At 43.0% G+C, this 16,892-nt stretch carries 14 protein-coding genes; 9 read left to right on the top strand and 5 right to left on the bottom strand.

The annotated features are described in order from the left end of the window. Positions 1 to 100: 100 nt before the first annotated feature. Together H6550_08095 and H6550_08090 are read right to left on the bottom strand one after the other, a co-directional pair. Positions 101 to 2,344, bottom strand: a complete 2,244-nt coding sequence (locus tag H6550_08095) for a TonB-dependent receptor (protein ID MCB9046087.1) — start codon at positions 2,342 to 2,344, stop codon at positions 101 to 103. A 944-nt stretch (positions 2,345 to 3,288) separates the two neighbouring features. Continuing rightward, positions 3,289 to 4,593 carry a T9SS type A sorting domain-containing protein gene (locus H6550_08090; GenBank protein MCB9046086.1) on the bottom strand — a complete coding sequence of 435 codons (1,305 nt, stop codon included), beginning with the start codon at positions 4,591 to 4,593 and terminating at the stop codon, positions 3,289 to 3,291. A 206-nt stretch (positions 4,594 to 4,799) separates the two neighbouring features. On the opposite strand from H6550_08090, the gene H6550_08085 reads away from it, so the two are divergent. From H6550_08085 to H6550_08055, 7 genes are all read left to right on the top strand, one after another. Continuing rightward, entirely contained in the window at positions 4,800 to 5,933 is a 1,134-nt protein-coding gene (locus H6550_08085) for a cysteine desulfurase (GenBank protein ID MCB9046085.1), read from the top strand. A 52-nt stretch (positions 5,934 to 5,985) separates the two neighbouring features. Beyond that, positions 5,986 to 7,320, top strand: a complete 1,335-nt coding sequence (locus tag H6550_08080) for an HTTM domain-containing protein (protein ID MCB9046084.1) — start codon at positions 5,986 to 5,988, stop codon at positions 7,318 to 7,320. Positions 7,321 to 7,341: 21 nt separating this feature from the next. Continuing rightward, positions 7,342 to 7,875 (top strand): archaeosortase/exosortase family protein, encoded by a 534-nt coding sequence (locus H6550_08075; protein MCB9046083.1) that lies wholly within the window; start codon positions 7,342 to 7,344, stop codon positions 7,873 to 7,875. After that, complete coding sequence (locus H6550_08070; GenBank protein ID MCB9046082.1) at positions 7,859 to 8,248, top strand: hypothetical protein; 390 nt, start codon at positions 7,859 to 7,861, stop codon at positions 8,246 to 8,248. Before H6550_08075 ends, H6550_08070 begins: the two co-directional genes overlap by 17 nt. A 369-nt stretch (positions 8,249 to 8,617) precedes the next feature. After that, positions 8,618 to 11,623, top strand: coding sequence for a T9SS type A sorting domain-containing protein (locus H6550_08065; protein ID MCB9046081.1), 3,006 nt, complete (start codon positions 8,618 to 8,620; stop codon positions 11,621 to 11,623). A gap of 28 nt (positions 11,624 to 11,651) precedes the next feature. Then, positions 11,652 to 11,945 (top strand): hypothetical protein, encoded by a 294-nt coding sequence (locus H6550_08060; GenBank protein MCB9046080.1) that lies wholly within the window; start codon positions 11,652 to 11,654, stop codon positions 11,943 to 11,945. Positions 11,946 to 12,011: 66 nt separating this feature from the next. Continuing rightward, complete coding sequence (locus tag H6550_08055; GenBank protein ID MCB9046079.1) at positions 12,012 to 12,515, top strand: hypothetical protein; 504 nt, start codon at positions 12,012 to 12,014, stop codon at positions 12,513 to 12,515. On the opposite strand, the gene H6550_08050 is transcribed toward H6550_08055, so the two are convergent. Together H6550_08050 and H6550_08045 are read right to left on the bottom strand one after the other, a co-directional pair. Beyond that, positions 12,479 to 13,735, bottom strand: coding sequence for a 3-deoxy-D-manno-octulosonic acid transferase (locus H6550_08050; protein ID MCB9046078.1), 1,257 nt, complete (start codon positions 13,733 to 13,735; stop codon positions 12,479 to 12,481). The two genes, H6550_08055 and H6550_08050, sit on opposite strands and share 37 nt — an antisense overlap. A gap of 2 nt (positions 13,736 to 13,737) precedes the next feature. Further along, positions 13,738 to 14,499 carry a hypothetical protein gene (locus H6550_08045; GenBank protein ID MCB9046077.1) on the bottom strand — a complete coding sequence of 254 codons (762 nt, stop codon included), beginning with the start codon at positions 14,497 to 14,499 and terminating at the stop codon, positions 13,738 to 13,740. 161 nt (positions 14,500 to 14,660) lie between these two features. On the opposite strand from H6550_08045, the gene H6550_08040 reads away from it, so the two are divergent. Both H6550_08040 and rfbC read left to right on the top strand, forming a co-directional pair. Continuing rightward, positions 14,661 to 15,785: a DegT/DnrJ/EryC1/StrS family aminotransferase gene (locus H6550_08040; protein MCB9046076.1), complete on the top strand. Its 1,125-nt coding sequence runs from the start codon at positions 14,661 to 14,663 to the stop codon at positions 15,783 to 15,785. Beyond that, entirely contained in the window at positions 15,785 to 16,336 is a 552-nt protein-coding gene (gene rfbC, locus H6550_08035; protein ID MCB9046075.1) for a dTDP-4-dehydrorhamnose 3,5-epimerase, read from the top strand. The genes H6550_08040 and rfbC overlap by 1 nt, the downstream gene beginning before the upstream one ends. Before the next feature lies 1 nt (position 16,337). Here the strand turns inward: rfbC and H6550_08030 are convergent, their stop codons facing one another. Continuing rightward, complete coding sequence (locus H6550_08030) at positions 16,338 to 16,826, bottom strand: YajQ family cyclic di-GMP-binding protein (GenBank protein MCB9046074.1); 489 nt, start codon at positions 16,824 to 16,826, stop codon at positions 16,338 to 16,340. Positions 16,827 to 16,892 lie beyond the last annotated feature (66 nt).

Genomic DNA, 16,892 nt, shown 5'->3' with positions numbered 1-16,892 from the left:
AGGGATAATCAAATGTACTTAATACAATATTACATCAGCAATAATATATTAATGCATATTACCCTTAATATACAAAAAGCATTCCATTTTGTTCAGAACCTTATCTGCCCAAAGTCCACCGCACCCCTGCAAATGCCCTGATGCCCTGCATAGATGAATAATTATAGCTAGGGTCAAAAGTATAACCATGCGGGTTTTTTACCGGGTCGTCCACATACTTGTCAAAAGGATCAAAAGGACGCATAATAGGGTCTTTGGGTACAAAATTGAACAAGTTCTTTACTCCACCATATACTTCCAATTGTTTACTGATGTGTTTGGTAAACTGTATATTGGCTATAGCAAAAAATGGCGAATATTGTGGCCGATAATCATTCGGCAATACAGGCAGTCGCATTGGCCCGGTCCATTTGGTAGTAAAATCTATCGTCAGCAGTTGTTTGGTAAAGGTATAGCTGGCTATTACATTGCCCGACCATTTAGGCGCATGCAGTTGCTGCACCCTTTGCAGGTTGCCCGTACCGTCATCTTTTTTTAAATATACTTCCATATAGGTAGCGCCTACACTCAATTTGAACGGCACGTTGAAAGCCACATCTGTATTGACAGACACGCCCTGCGACACGGCAAAGCCGTCCAGGTTCTTGTAAATGATCTTATTCGGGTCTGTATCGAAATCGCCGGTTATCTTGTTGGTAAAGTAGGAGTAAAATGCCGTTGCATCTATACCAATATACATAGTTTGCAGTGGCACTTTCAACACATAGTTCAGATTGCTGTTGTAAGAGCGTTCGGGGTTGAGTTGTTCTGCTATCACTACCTGCCTGGCACCGGTTAGTGCGGCATGGTCTTCTGTAAACAGGTTCACTACCCTGTACCCGGTACCAAAGCTGGCACGCAGGGTATTGTTCTTGTTGGGCGACCATTTATACGCCAGCCTCGGCGAGTGGATATTTCCATGGTGCCTGTCATAGTCGTACCGGTAGCCTAAAAGTAATTTATGCTTATGCGCAAAGGTCCATTCGTCTTGAATATATGCACCCGGTAAAGGTGTTATGGCAGGCTGGTCGTCGCCATAAATGTTTGCGGTAGCAGGCGTATTATCGTTATAGAACGTATAACGGTAAGAAGAACCCAGCAGCAGGTTATGACGGTCGGCTATTTGTTTGTCCCAGTACGCCTGCACAAAAGCCACCTGCTGGTTTGCCATATAAGGAATGTTACCATAATATGAATTTTGATCATGATTGTTAAATGAGTATTGCGTGATGATCTTTTCTTTTACCGGCAGTTGATACATACCTATCAGTTCCCACCGTTTAGTATATATACTTTCACCGTAAATACTGTCGGAGCCACGCCAATCACTACTCCAGTTGGTCTGTCCGCCCCATCGGTCTTCATACACATACCTGGCGGCCAGTGAGGCCACCCTGCCCTCCATCCGTTCCAGGCTCATTTTGTTGAAAACGGATATCCTGTTCTGGATAGTCATATCAGTAAAGCCATCCCCGTTTTTATCTATCGGGTTGTTGTAATTATAGTAATTAACCCCGGTCATATTCTGCAGCTTGCCCATACTCAACTTCCCCGACACATCCATATTATACTCCTGCCACGAGGTACCCATCAGGTCAACACTCAGCAAGGAAGCTTTATCCGGTTTGCGTGTGATGACATTGATCACTCCCCCCATCGCCTCACTGCCATACAGCGACGATGCAGGGCCTTTTACTACTTCTATCCTGTCAACAATACTATTAGGTATGCCGCTCAGCCCGTAAACGGTGGCCAGGCCGCTCACTATCGGCATACCATCAATCAGTATCATGGTATAGGGGCCCTCCATACCATTGATGTGTATGTCCCCCGTATTGCACACGTTACAGTTCAGTTGCGGTTGCACCCCGTTGATGATACCCAATGCGTCAAACAGGCTGGGTGTCGGGTTCTTTTTAAAAAATGCAGGGGTAAATATCTCCACGGGTATCGGGCTGTCCATACGGCTCATCTCTTTCATGGTCCCTGTGATCACCACTTCGTCCATCGCGGCGCCCTCAGGCTTCAGCCCAATGGTGTAGTTCGTTTTCCCTGCTTTCAGCAATACGGTATCTGCTTTATAGCCTACATAGCTTACCACTATGCGCTTCACTCCCGCAGGTATGTTCAGTTCAAAACGTCCCAGTTCGTCCGTACCCGTGCCAACATTGGCACCCGGCACCATCACGGTACCGTAAGGCACGGGCTGGTTGCTGCGGGCATCATATACCATGCCTTTTAGTTGCATTTGCGCCTCACCCCGGGTAGCTATAAACAATAATATCAATACAAATAAAAACCTCATTTCTGCTTTTCTATCAGCAAAAATACATTTTTAGACTAATCTAACAAATTTATTTTAGAAGACTTAATTAATAATAATTAATGAACTAACAACCACAGTAATGTAATTTCTGTTTGTCGTTTTACAATTTCACAGATTAATCAATGATCTTTATGCTGCAACTTTTCATAAATGAAAGTCACAATTACCTTAATAGCTATATTATCACTATTGCATCTTACTTCGTTTGCACAAAAGGTTGAGGATCAAAGCTATATTCAATTTGTACATATTGGCAATAGTGATAGTCCAATGTGGAACCTGTATATATCGAAAGAAGGAGATACGCTGAAATTAACCAGAGACTACTCTATTCAATTTTGGGTCGACGACCTGTTATATGATAAGCTTAAGCAACAGTTAAAAAATTACAGGAATACAAAAGCTGACACAAGCAACACGTCAAGGTCAATATATTGCTTCTACTGTTACATGATAGAAACAATTGAAAATGGAGTAAATACTAATGCATTTATTATCAAAACAGATGTTGAAAGTGAATTATTCTTCAGAGAATTAACAAAAAGCATCCCACAAAAAATAAAAAACGAACGGCTGAGAAGAGAATTTCAAATAGGGATTATATTGAACATTCGAGGAAGAAGGGATTACGAACTATTTGAATGGTTCGCCATGCATAGAGAACTAGCATGGGGGTTTTACAATTTATTATAGGCATATATTGAACGGCATTCAACAAATAGGCCACGCTGGTCTAATCGACCCACATACTGGTCATCATATTGAAACGAGGGCAAGTATGGACAATCATAATCCTCATTCTATCAAAACAATCATAGTTTTAAGTTCCGCAGGGGTATTCTGCACTAGCCCCTTTACGAAATAGCAGAAGCCGCCCATAAGGCGGCTCTTGCATATTCCAAAATTGACAGGGATATGAGCTACTAATACTTAACGAAACGTGCCTGTTCTTTGTGGCCATCCTCATAGGTGGCTATAAGTACGTACTGAGTAGCGGGCCATCCTGCCACATTTACCTGTAGTTTGTTTTCTTTAGTTTGTTGTTGAAACACCTGTTTGCCCATCATATCATATACCGCAATCACAACAACACCTTCGGTCATGTCAATATTCAGGTTGTCGGCAACAGGGTTAGGATATACTATGAGCTTTTTATCTTCTGCAATCTCATTGGTTATAGCAAGGGCCTTGTTGCTGCCGCCTGTTATGGTTACGCTGTAGTCTTCTGTTTCACCGTAAAAACCACTCATACAGCCCGTAATGCTCACCCCATTCCTTGCCATGATAACGCGCATGCCGTGTGTGCCCGATCTTGCATTGTTAGGTATCGCCACCTTGAATTTGATGGTTTTTGTGTTATTAGCTGCCGCAGGACCGTAAGCTACTTCTGTCTCTTCGTATATGCTATTGTCATTATAGTCTATGTATATCTTGAATTGTTTGTTATTGAATGCTCCGCTGTTGCCGGCTCGTATCTGGGCGCTGTTCCTGCTGCTGCCTGCTGCAAGGCTGGTATTCATATTGGTCTGTACATATCCGCCGTTCTCTGCGTTGCTGGTGCGGCTGATGCTACCCAATTTGAAAAGCGATATCCAGTCACGGGTATTATTACCTGCACTGTTACAGCCCGCTGTTGTAAAAGTGGAAATGACAGGTGCACTGTTAAAATACGGACAGGTCTGGTTTACACACCATTCGTAAGTGGTATTAGCCTGCAAGTTACTTACTGTTTTGCTGCTTGCACTGGTATGGCCAAGGGATATCCAGGTAATGCTGCCCTGCGCCCTGTAAGCCACAACAAAATCTGACACATAAGTATTATAGCCAGCAGCAGGTGTCCAGTTCAACGTTGCGCCGGTCATGGTTACATTGCCGGCATTCAATCCTGAAGGTACCGGGCATGGTACTACATAGCTTGCTGTTGTATAACTGCTTACTCCATTCAGGCATATAGCTTTCACCCGCCAATCAAACGAAAGGCTGTGCATAATGCCTGTCAGCGAATGACTGTTTGTGGTCACCGTATCTATCACTTCCGGATAAGCCCATGGATATGAACTCTGTTTGGCTTCCAATACATAACCGGTGGCACCGTTCACGGCATTCCAGGTGAACGAGGTAACATTATTGGCATAACTCGCCTGCAGATTTACAGGGGCTGCGCATTGGCTGTAGACATTAGCTGTTACACCAAGCACGAATAAAATACAAAGTAGTGTGTTCTTCATATACTGATTGATTTGTTTATGACAAACCTACATTAACCCTCACTATGTATTAAGGCATTTTGACAAGTGATGACCTTTGTTTTACAACTGTAGATGTATTTATTTTTTAAAAACAGCCGTTGACCGCGGACGACATAGACAACACAGACGATACAAACCGTCCTGTAGCTTGATTTTCTTTACCTTTGCACCTTCAAAATATCAATATGGCTACTATATATTTCGATAATGCTGCTACAACCAGCCTGGACCCGGAAGTTCTGGAGGCAATGATGCCTTTCCTGACCGGTAAGTTCGGTAATCCATCTTCTATATATTCATATGGCAGAGAAACAAAATTGGGCATAGAAACAGCACGAAAGACGGTAGCCAAAACTCTGAGCTGTGCACCCGGCGAGATATTCTTCACCTCAGGAGGTACAGAAAGCAGCAATACGGCCCTCAACCGAGCGGTCAGCGACCTGGGTTGTACACATATCATCACCTCTGCTATCGAGCACCACGCTACCCTGCACACCGCAGAACACCTGGAAAAAATAGGACAGGTAAAACTCAGCCTTGTTGCACTCACCGACAACGGGCATATAGACCTCGGCGACCTGGAAAAACTGCTGGCAGATAGTGAAGAAAAGACACTCGTAACACTGATGCATGCCAACAACGAGATAGGCAACCTGCTGGATGTAAAAGCCGTTGGCGAACTATGCGAAAAATACAACGCTCTCTTCCATTGCGACATGGTACAGACAATCGGCCACTACCCACTCAACCTGAAAGAACTAAAAGTGCACTTTGCCAGTTCAGCGGGTCATAAGTTCCATGGCCCCAAAGGTGTGGGTATATTATATATAGATGATAACATCAGGATCAACCCGATGATATACGGGGGTGCACAGGAACGCAATATGCGTGCCGGTACTGAGAACCTGTACGGCATCATAGGCTATGCCAAAGCCCTGGAAAAGGCAATGGACAACTACGAAAAATTCAGCACCCATATACAGGACGTAAAAACGTATATGGCCGATCAATTGACAGCTAACTTTCCTGCCATCCTGTTCAACGGAGATACAAACGGACGTTGCTTATATACGGTACTCAATGTCTCATTCCCGAAAACTGACAGGTCAGACATGTTGCTTTTCAACCTGGACATGGCAGGTATATGCGTAAGCGGCGGCAGCGCCTGCAGCAGCGGCGCCAGCGCTGTAAGCCATGTGATACGTGCGTTGTATAGTATAGAAAGCGACAACATGGTGCCGATAAGATTCTCCTTCTCACACCATAATACCAGGGAAGAGGTAGACATTGTCATCAGCAAACTGAAAGAAATGGTATGATAACTTATATCGTTGCATAGTATGACCTGAAATAATATCTTAGCCTTATCACATGCCACAAACAGGAGCCATATCAAAACTTCGTAACTATTGGTTTACTCAGGTAAACAATAGCCCGCTCATCGTTTTCCGTATACTCTTCGGGTGTATCATGTTCATGGAGTTTGCGGTAGCCCTGAACTCCGGTTGGGTAACAGAAGTTTTTGTCAGGGCTCCTTTCCGGTTTACCTTCATCGGTTTCGAGTTCCTGCAGGCATTACAAGGCCCGGGTATGTATATCTACTATGTAGTAGCGTGTCTGGTATCTGCCATGGTCATACTGGGACTGTTCTATCGTTATAGCTCAGTTGTTCTCGCCCTCATGTGGACCGTGATATACTTCTCCCAAAAAGGACACTACAACAACCACTATTACCTGATGGTGCTCATATGCTGGCTGATGGTGATAGTACCTGCCGGGCGCAGGGCTTCGCTGGATGTCATGTTCGGGTGGGTAAAAGGCACCAACCAATGCGCGCGCTGGTGCTTGTCAATATTCATCATACAGATAGCTATTGTATATACCTACGCGTCCATTGCCAAATGGTACCCTGACTGGCTACATGCCATGCCTATGAAAATATGGTTCAAAAAAAGAGCCTCCGATCCGAGGCTGGGCTTTCTGTTCAGTAGTGAATCGTTCATGTACTTCATTGCCTACAGCGGCATCCTGTTCGACCTGCTGATAGTGCCTGCACTACTCTGGAAACGAACACGTGTACTGGCTGTAATTGCAATGCTCATATTCCACCAGTTCAATAAGATAGTATTTGGCATAGGCGTATTCCCCTACCTGGCTATGAGCCTGAATGTGTTCTTCTTCCCAGGCGCTACATTCGACAATACAGTGGGCATAATAAAGAACTCATTCTCCTACCCTGCCTTCAGTTTAAAAAAACAAACATGGATAACATGGGGCCTCTGCCTGTTCATCGCCTGGCAGATACTCACGCCGCTCAGGCATCACCTGTATAAGGGAGATGTTGTGTTTACAGAAGAAGGGCACCGCATGTCCTGGCGCATGATGCTGCGTAGCAAACGCGGTAGCGCAATATTCATGGTCAGAGACAAACATTCGGATTCTTCCTGGGTAATACAACCACAGGATGTAGTGCTGAAATACCAGAGCCGTAATGTAGCTACTCGACCGGATTTCATATGGCAGTTCGCACAGTACCTGGAAAAAGAATATGCTAATAGAGGTTATGATGTTACAGTAAAAGCAAAAGTGCTTTGCTCATTGAACGGCCGGCCACAAAGGCTTCTTGTAGATTCATCCGTAGACCTCGCTGCAGAGCCATGGCTGCCATTTACACATCATAAATGGATATTGACTGATTATAAGTAAACATTATTAGCTTTGTACACCATGGGCATATTCGATAAGATAAAGGACGCAATCCCTGCCAGTGTCAGGCCATTTCTCTTAAGGGCAACAATAGCGGTCATCATCTGGGAACTTGGTTACAATTTTGTACTTAGGCCACTAGGCTTCCCCGACCACCAATTGACTGTAGCGGTGCAATATGGTGCAGTTAAATTACTGTCTCTATTCTATAACGATGTTGTGCCCTACAGAAGCTATATCATGCTGAATGGAGAAAAGGCGGTAAGCATTGCCCGCCAATGCAATGGCCTGGAGCTTATAGCACTCTATCTTGGCTTTATCATATGCCTGCCGACAAAAACGAAAAGGATGTTGACGTTTGGCATAGCAGGCACGATCATTATCTACGTACTGAATATCATACGCGCAGCGTTGTTGGCAGTAATGTACAATCAAAGCCATTCCATGACAGAGTTTGCGCACCATTATGTATTCAAGATAGCCATTTACCTGGTGGTCTTTTTCGGGTGGGTATTGTACATAAAAAAACCGAAAAGCGATGGAACAAAGAAATAAATTCAGAATAGCGCTGGTGCTAATCACGCTTATCTGCTATATAGATTACCAGTTCTTCGGAGAAGGTTATGCTGTTCGCGAGATAGCACCATATATCAGACAGGCCGGACACCTGGTCATACTTGTTGCTGTTTTCCCGATAGGTTATTGGGCCTGGAATAAACACCCGATGCAATGGTTGAAAAAGATCTGGGTCTGGTCTTACAGTGCGGTAATATGCTTCATCCTCATCATTGGCCTGCTAAAGAACATGACCTCACTTATGGGTGCAGAGTTCCTGGATTGGGTAACAACGGTGCGCTACCTGTTTTCAAGCCCCTTGCCGCTTATACTCATTTATATGTTGTCCCTTATTGCTCAAAAAGGAAGATAAGTAATCCACACAAAATCCACAAAATGTGGATATTTTACAATTTAGCAAATTCTCATATGAGTATGCAGCACTGTATATTTGTTGCAAGGGTTGAGAGGATTACATTTTATAGCATACATACAAGAGGAAGAATAGTTATATAGCAACAATTTCAGCTATATACAGATGCTAAAAAATACCTCCCGTGTTTATTGGATATGTAAATAACAGCTGTCTCCGGCGAGGAAATAGTATGTTGGTTCATGTTAATGAGTTGTTAACCATTAACAAAATGAACTACGACCATTTACGTGCAGTATAATTTTGAAATACATGCCCAAATTTAAATATAAAGAATAGATAATCAATCAGTTAAACAACAATACGCAAATGAACAATCTCTATAAATTCATCCTTGTCCTGCTGGCATCATTTGCCATAATTAATCCCACCATATCGCAATGGTCTATTGTAGGCACAGCAGGCTTTACAAGTTCTGTAGCCAACAATACAGAAATGGCTATTGACAAGTATGATGTTCCGTACATAGCATTTAAAGACAACGCCAATGGCGACAAATTGAGTGTCAGAAAATGGACCGGTAGTAGCTGGAGTAGTATAGGCACCGCAATTTCCGGCAGCTCAGTCGATTATATATCCATGGCTATCGACCAGAATAACAATTATATCTACGTAGCCTATAAAGACTGGGGGTCGAATGGTAAGTTGAGTGTTAAAATGTACAATGGTAGCAGTTGGAGTACATTAGGTACGGGTGTCAGCAGTAGTTCCGCTGATTACATTTCTGCTTCTGTTTCACCGCAAACTGGCAAAGTGTACATTGCTTTTAAGGACAATAACCAAAGTGGCAAAGCAAGTATTTTATATTATTACAATGGTAACTGGTATTACCTGGGAGGAGCCGGGTTTACCTCTACGTCCGTTTCTTATACTTCTTTAGTTGTCACTCCTTCTGGCTATGGATACATGGCATACAGGGATAACAATAACAACCCGAGAATGGTGGAGTGGACAAGTAATGGTTGGGCTTCAACAGGAACAATATCCAGCAGTGGTTGCTCTGATGTCACCATCGCCTCAGATGCCAATGACGTTCCATATATTTCCTATATTGACTGGAATAATAGCAGCAAGATCACAGTAAGAAAATATAACAACAGTTCCTGGAGCAGTGTAGGTTCAGCAGGTTTTACGCCTAATGGTGTTGGCACACCCGACCTTGCCATTGACCAGAATACTAATATCCCTTACGTTGCATATAGGGATAATAACAACAACCAGAAGGCATCTGTTATGAAATATGATAATGGTAGCTGGACCAATGTCGGCTCTGCAGGTTTTACTTCAAATACAGTAGACTATACTTCGCTTGCTATTGATGATAATGGCATATTGTATGTAGGCTATAAAGACAATGCAGTCAGCCAAAAAGCTACAGTAATGAAGTATTCAGGTTCAGGCAGCAATTTCGGCGGTATTACATGGACAGGCTCAACCAGTACAGACTGGAATACATCATCTAACTGGTCTACAAATGCCGTTCCAACATCCGGCGACGATGTGTTGATACCTTCCGGCAAAAGCAGATATCCGAATGTCAATACCTCTACCACAATCTATTGTGCTGATATAACGGTACAAAGTGGTGCATCATTTACCTTAAACTACAGTACTGCGAAACTGAGGGTATATGGCGACATCGCAAACAGCGGCACTTTCAATGTCCCGTCCGGAAGAATTGAAATGAGGGGATCTTCAGCACAGACCATATCTTCAACAAGCACATTGGAGTTCGATGAATTCAGGTTGTACAATAGCTCAGGATGTACATTAAACGATTCTGTTGCGGTTACTGACATCTACTATCCGAGCAGTGGTACTTTAACCACAAATGGCAAGTTTATATTAAGAAGTACAAGCAGCAATACAGCCCAGATAAAAAACGGCAGTTCAAGTGGTAGTTATATCAGTGGCAATGTTGTTATTGAACGATATATACCGGGAGGTCAAAGGGCATACCGCTTCATGGCGCACCCTTTCAGTTCTTCAATACCCTTATCTCAGCTAACAGATGATATTGACATTACAGGACAGGGAGGCACATCAAATGGCTTTACGCAAGTACAGGTTAACTCACCCTCTGCATTCTGGTTTGATGTAACAACGGCAGACACAAGTACGGCTGGCAATAACCCCGGATGGAAAGATTTCACATCTGCATATACCAATAGCTGGGCACCCTATATGATGGCACGAATTATGATGAGAGGTTCTAAAGGCCAGGGACTAACACAAGGTTCTTACACACCTAATGCTGTAACACTGGACATGACGGGCCCGGTGAACCAGGGAGACAAAACAATAACACTATCAAAAGGGAACAACTCTGAGTTTGTTATTTGTGGCAATCCCTACCCCAGCCAGGTAGATCTTTCAAACGTGAGCAGGTCTAACAATATAGGATCCAACTTCTGTGTATGGGATCCACACCAGGGTACTTTTGGTGGATATACCTCCTACCAGTTCTCTTCCAGCTATATTCTACCTGCATGTGGTGCATTTGTGGCTGAGGTTACAAGTGGCAGTTCTGGCACTTTCTATTTCCAGGAGTCTGATAAGGTAAGCAGTTCGCCAGATGCATTGTTTAAAACTACTGCAGACCCGATAGAAGAGACGCCCCAGGGTTATACGGTAGAAATGAATATAGAAAGCAGTAACATCTTCTGGGACAGGTTGATCATTGCTTTTGATTCTTCTGCCAATGCTAGGCAGGATGACTCTGACATGATCAAGTTCTACAACCCCGATCTTGATTTCTATACATTAATGGATGACTCTACCAGGATATCTATTGATGTGAGACCATTTGAAGATGGCAAAACCATACCACTAGGGCTGGCTGCTTATGAGGATATGAATTTATCTATTAAAGTACCAAGGTATCGTGTACCTAAAAATACTGTTTTATACCTGCACGATAAATACACTAATAAAACTGAACTTTTGAGTGAAGGTTATCAATATACTTTTAGCGTTGACATGACCAAGCCGGGCAGTTTTGGTGATGACAGGTTCTCTATCAATATGGTGGATACGTTTACTGGCATACATGATATTAACACGCTTCAGACCGCTAAACTGCAATTATCACCCAACCCTGCAACCAATGCTGTCAGTGTATCATTTGCAGGAATTGACGGCACTGGGACAATAAGTATAACAGACATCACAGGAAAAGTAGTATTCAAACAGCAGGTAAATACTGTTTCAGGAAAACTGATAGTGCCTGTTGCTGAACTTAACAACGGAATTTATATAGTTGCATTAAACGCAAAAGGAATAAGGTTAACAGAAAAGTTGGTGAAACAACAATAATTTTTTGAAACCAAATACTATTCAGAATATGAAACGTATTGATCAAATGTTGCTGTTGTTGGTAGCTATTATGTTGCTGACAGGAATAAAAAATGTATACGCAGGCGGACCTGGTTTTGACAAGGATGTGCACAACTGGTACAACGGAGACGATGACGACCGAGGAGACGATGAGCATCATTGGGGTGATGATGATGACGACCAAAATGACAATGATATCCCTCTTGACGGAGGATTAAGTTTCCTGGCTGTGGCGGGAGCAGGCCTTGGTATAAAAAAAGTAAGGGACCGTATGGCCAAAAATAAAGACAATGATAAATAATAAATAACCGGGTCTGTGGATTATTATTCACAGACCTGCTACTTTTTTGACAGACAGTCACAGTTTATGCAACAACGAATACCTATATTGCTGCAAAAGCTAAAGGAGCTATCCGAACAGGGAAATAATCTCAGTGCTATTGATATTGACCTGATGCTGGACTATACCCGGGTGCTTTATGCCGATCTGCTGGAGATAAAAAAGACAACTCCTGCTATTCAACCCAATATTCCTTTACCGAAAACAGAAGAACCTTCTGCACCTTCATCACAAACGACACCAGGTACGGAGCCAAAGATTGATGATACAATGCAGTATGCAGAGGTACCTGCTTTTGACATTCGTACGATGATAGGCATCAACGACAAATACCTGTTCATAACTGAACTCTTTGCCGACGACAGGTCGGCTTACGATGACGCCATTAAAACAATTAATACATTCACCCGTTCAAACCAGGCCATTGAGTGGGTGAATAAAGAACTGGCAAAAAAGTATAAATGGGACCCGGAGAACGAAACAACTGTTTCTTTTTATGAACTTCTGAGTAAGTTCTTTCCCTCTATGTAATTAAGTATCTTATGGGTTGCCCCGGTGTTGCTCCTTACATATTTCTTAGCCGCGATACATGCGGCATTATAACCTATCCTGTCTGTTTCCCATTGCAGAATATTGTTCAGCATCGTATCTGGTTTACTTACAACTACAGAAGCCCCCATCTGTAAAAGATCGTTTGCCTCTTTAAATTTATGGTAAACAGGTCCGTGGAACACAGGTTTACCGTATACCGCCGGCTCCAGAAGGTTATGTATACCGCTTTTATTAAAACCTCCGCCTACATATGCAATATCTGCAAATTGATACAACCTCAGCAATAGCCCTATGCTGTCTATGAGCAATACTTTCTGATCGTAATAATCAATTTTGAATCTTGACCACAATACCGCATCTCCTTCGTGCAGTTCCATAAGGTCTTTCATATGAGCGATATTGGTTTCGTGTGGCACAACAACTAATTTCCATTTAGAAGGTAGCTTATCAAATACCTCCTTCAGGAGTACTTCGTCTTCCTTCCATGTACTACCTGCAACAATTACTTTATGGTCTTTGCAAAATTCTACCATGTCATCAAGGTCATAGGTATGACTAACGGCATCTGCAACCCTATCAAAACGGGTATCGCCACCAATACTGACATCTTTTACTCCTATCTCCTGCAACATTTGCACGGAAACTGCATCCTGTACAAAGATATGAGTGAATACCTTCAGCATTTTTCTGTGCAGATTACCATACCACTGAAAGTAAGGTTGGCTTTTCCTGAAAATTGCCGACACCAATAATACAGGTATATCCATCTCCTCAAGGCGCATCAGGTAAAAATACCAGAGTTCATATTTTACAAACAGCGCCAGGGAAGGATTAACTGTCTTGACAAAATGATGTGCATTATACATGCTGTCTAAAGGTAGATAGAATACATAATCAGCCCCCGGGTATGCCTTCCTTACCTCATATCCTGATGGCGAAAAAAAAGTAAGCACAATAGCATGTGTAGGGTACTTTACGCGTAATTTCTCGATAAGTGGTCTCCCCTGTTCAAATTCCCCCAACGAAGCGCAATGTATCCATATCCTGGGGCGTTCTTCCTCAAACAGGCTGTAGCGGATGTCACGCAACAGATCCCTGCGTCCACGTATAAATATCCTGGCTTTAGGATTGAACAGCGATGCCACTCTTACCCCTAAAGCATACATACGTATTGCTAACCAGTATATTACAACAGACATAATTATTCAAAAAAGAACTCCTCAGACTTACGTTTGAAAATCGGGATATACCATCCGGCCCTGATACCAAATAGCAGGTCAACACGGGCTGCATTATCAGTTCTTCTAACATCATATAAAAAATCCCTGCGCCCTTTTGTAAACCCTGCTGCCACATTCAACCCGATATGAAAGTTCAGCAAATTGTTATTCGCAAAATAAGTATAACCTATATACTGTTCCAGCATCCACCCGTTTGTAAGCCGGTCATACCCTTTTTTATAGTCGCCCTTCAATGGTACGATAATATCATCCCTGTCACGTATCAATACCTTATGTTCCATGAAACCCAACGTAGTGAGCAACATGATGCCATTATCACTATTGTGTTTGTCTATATTAAATATCCTTCCTCCCTGCAACCCGACCATATACCCCCGTTCATATATTGTAACACCTGTTCGCTCGCCAGTACTGCTGATAAATGATCCATATTGATCCATAATATTGATCATCAGGGAATCTATCCTGAGGTTGGTGCCAAACATGTAGTCATACTTCGGACCAATAACCCAATTAGACTTGGTTTTGTATAAAACCTGCCCGCCTACCCTATAACTGGTTCCGTAGCGTTTGGCCATATCAGCACCTGGAAAATCAATATCACCGTTCACTCCAATAATAAAGCCTTTGCGAGCCTCCTTCTTCACGGTACCAAACAGCCCATCCTGGCCCATGGCGTGCAAACCCGACAATACAAATATTACGATCAACAACCTGTGCATGTCATGTATATACTTTGAATTGGTGAAGATAATGCAAATGCATGGTAGAACATTGTTACAACGGTCATAAAAACGACATAAACTATATAGTAATATTTTGACGAATAAATCCTAAGGTGTAGGTTTGCAACCGTTAAAAACTGATTATGCATAAACTGCAGATGGTTGACCTGAAGCGTCAATACGAGAAGATAAAGCCGCAAGTAGATGCTGCCATGCAAAATGTAATAGACAATACTGCCTTTATCGGTGGCGCTGACGTAAAACTGTTTGCAGGAGAACTGGCTGAATACCTGGGGGTAAAACATGTTATTCCATGCGCAAATGGTACAGATGCCTTACAGATCGCATTAATGGCATTGGGCCTTAAACCCGGAGATGAAGTGATCACCCCATCCTTCACATATATAGCTACTGTAGAGGTAATGGCGCTATTAAGACTTAAGCCCGTTTTCGTGGACGTAGATGCCGACACATTCACTATGAACCTGGAATCAGTAAAAAATGCCATAACTCCTGCTACCAGGGCTATCGTTCCGGTTCACCTTTATGGACAGACGGCACATATGGAGCCGTTGCTGGCACTGGCATCTGAACATAACATCCCTGTAATAGAAGATACTGCGCAGGCTATTGGCGGCAATTATACCTTTTCTGATGGCCAAACTGTTAAAACAGGCAGCATGGGTACAATAGGCTGTACATCTTTCTTCCCATCAAAAAACCTGGGTTGCTATGGTGACGGTGGTGCCATGTTCACCAATGATGACACCCTGGCTGAAAAGCTGCAAATGATAGCTAACCACGGCCAGAAAGTTCGCTACTACCACGAAATGGTAGGTTGCAACAGTCGACTGGACAGCATACAGGCTGCCGTGTTAAGGATAAAACTACCTAAGCTGGATGAGTACTGCGATGCCCGCCGCGCCGCTGCTGACTACTATGATAATGCTTTTGCGGGGCATGAGAATATAACGACCCCATTCAGGGCTCCTTACAGTCATCACGTGTTTCACCAGTACACTTTGAAACTGAACAATGTAAGCAGGGATGCTGTACACACTGCCCTGGCAGAACGTAATATCCCATCAATGATATATTACCCTGTGCCCTGCCATAAGCAAAACATGCTAAAGGAGTTTGGCGGAGCAGACTATGTATTACCAGTAACAGATATGTTGCAGGAATGTGTAATTTCGCTGCCGATACATACAGAACTGACGGAAGAAGAATTGAACTTTATTACTACCAACTTTATTGAAATAGTAGAACAACTGCGCAACTAATGAACGTTATTGAGACTCCCATAAAAGGACTGCTGATCATTGAACCCAGGGTGTTCAATGACGACAGGGGATATTTCTTTGAAAGCTTTAACAGTAACACTTTCAAACAAGCTACAGGACTGGATATCAATTTTGTTCAGGACAACCAGGCAAGATCTACTATCAATGTACTGCGCGGGCTGCATTACCAGAATGCACCACACGCACAGACAAAACTGATACGCGCGCTGGAAGGTGCAATATGGGATGTGGTCGTAGACCTGCGCAAAGACAGCGATACTTACGGACGTTGGTATGGTATTGAATTATCTGCTGAAAATAAAAGGCAATTCCTGGTGCCTAGAGGATTTGCACATGGCTACTCGGTATTGACACCCACAGCAGAAGTCTTCTACAAATGTGACGACTTTTACAGCAAGGAAGATGAGGGCGGAGTATATTATGCAGACCCTGAACTGAATATAGACTGGAAAATAGATCTTGCAGATGCAATTGTCTCAGACAAAGACAAAGTACAACCTAAGCTCGTTGAGAACAATAGCAGGTTTTAACCTACTTCATATTCACGAACTGCAATGGAATATCCAGGTTAGCGCCGCGTAGCATCTGTATTACATCCTGTAAGTCATCTATCTTTTTACCTGTAACCCTGATGGTATCATCCTGTATGGCAGGCTGAACTTTTGAGCCGCTGTCTTTTATCAGTTTCACTATCTTTTTAGCCATATCGCGGTCGATGCCATTTTTCACAGGTACGGTCTTGCGGATGTATTTGCCGGAAGCCGCATGAGTTTTCGATCTGTCGAAACTGTTTGCTTCCAACCCCTGGCGCATAGCCTTGGTGATGATTATATCCTCAACCTGACCAAGTTGCATCTCATTTTCTACCTCCAGGTTGATGACCATATCTTTCTTATTCAATTCAACGTCGATATGCGAACCCTTAAAATCGTAACGGGTGGATATCTCCTTTTGGGCTACGTTTATAGCGTTATCCAAAGTTTGCAGATCTACTTTACTTGCTATATCAAATGAAGGCATATGCTTACTATTATTGGTGAGTAATAATTAATACAGGCTGATAAAAGTACAATAAAACCGTATCTT

It is taken from the genome of Chitinophagales bacterium, from assembly GCA_020636495.1.
GTDB lineage: Bacteria > Bacteroidota > Bacteroidia > Chitinophagales > Chitinophagaceae > UBA5543.
This window is presented reverse-complemented; position numbering and strand designations above follow the sequence as displayed.

Coding starts and splice junctions, on each gene's coding strand:
- H6550_08095 (MCB9046087.1), bottom strand. CDS start 2,344: ATGAGGTTTTTATTTGTATTGATATTATTGTTTATAGCTACCCGGGGT.
- H6550_08090 (MCB9046086.1), bottom strand. CDS start 4,593: ATGAAGAACACACTACTTTGTATTTTATTCGTGCTTGGTGTAACAGCT.
- H6550_08085 (MCB9046085.1), top strand. CDS start 4,800: ATGGCTACTATATATTTCGATAATGCTGCTACAACCAGCCTGGACCCG.
- H6550_08080 (MCB9046084.1), top strand. CDS start 5,986: ATGCCACAAACAGGAGCCATATCAAAACTTCGTAACTATTGGTTTACT.
- H6550_08075 (MCB9046083.1), top strand. CDS start 7,342: ATGGGCATATTCGATAAGATAAAGGACGCAATCCCTGCCAGTGTCAGG.
- H6550_08070 (MCB9046082.1), top strand. CDS start 7,859: ATGGAACAAAGAAATAAATTCAGAATAGCGCTGGTGCTAATCACGCTT.
- H6550_08065 (MCB9046081.1), top strand. CDS start 8,618: ATGAACAATCTCTATAAATTCATCCTTGTCCTGCTGGCATCATTTGCC.
- H6550_08060 (MCB9046080.1), top strand. CDS start 11,652: ATGAAACGTATTGATCAAATGTTGCTGTTGTTGGTAGCTATTATGTTG.
- H6550_08055 (MCB9046079.1), top strand. CDS start 12,012: ATGCAACAACGAATACCTATATTGCTGCAAAAGCTAAAGGAGCTATCC.
- H6550_08050 (MCB9046078.1), bottom strand. CDS start 13,735: ATGTCTGTTGTAATATACTGGTTAGCAATACGTATGTATGCTTTAGGG.
- H6550_08045 (MCB9046077.1), bottom strand. CDS start 14,499: ATGCACAGGTTGTTGATCGTAATATTTGTATTGTCGGGTTTGCACGCC.
- H6550_08040 (MCB9046076.1), top strand. CDS start 14,661: ATGGTTGACCTGAAGCGTCAATACGAGAAGATAAAGCCGCAAGTAGAT.
- rfbC (MCB9046075.1), top strand. CDS start 15,785: ATGAACGTTATTGAGACTCCCATAAAAGGACTGCTGATCATTGAACCC.
- H6550_08030 (MCB9046074.1), bottom strand. CDS start 16,826: ATGCCTTCATTTGATATAGCAAGTAAAGTAGATCTGCAAACTTTGGAT.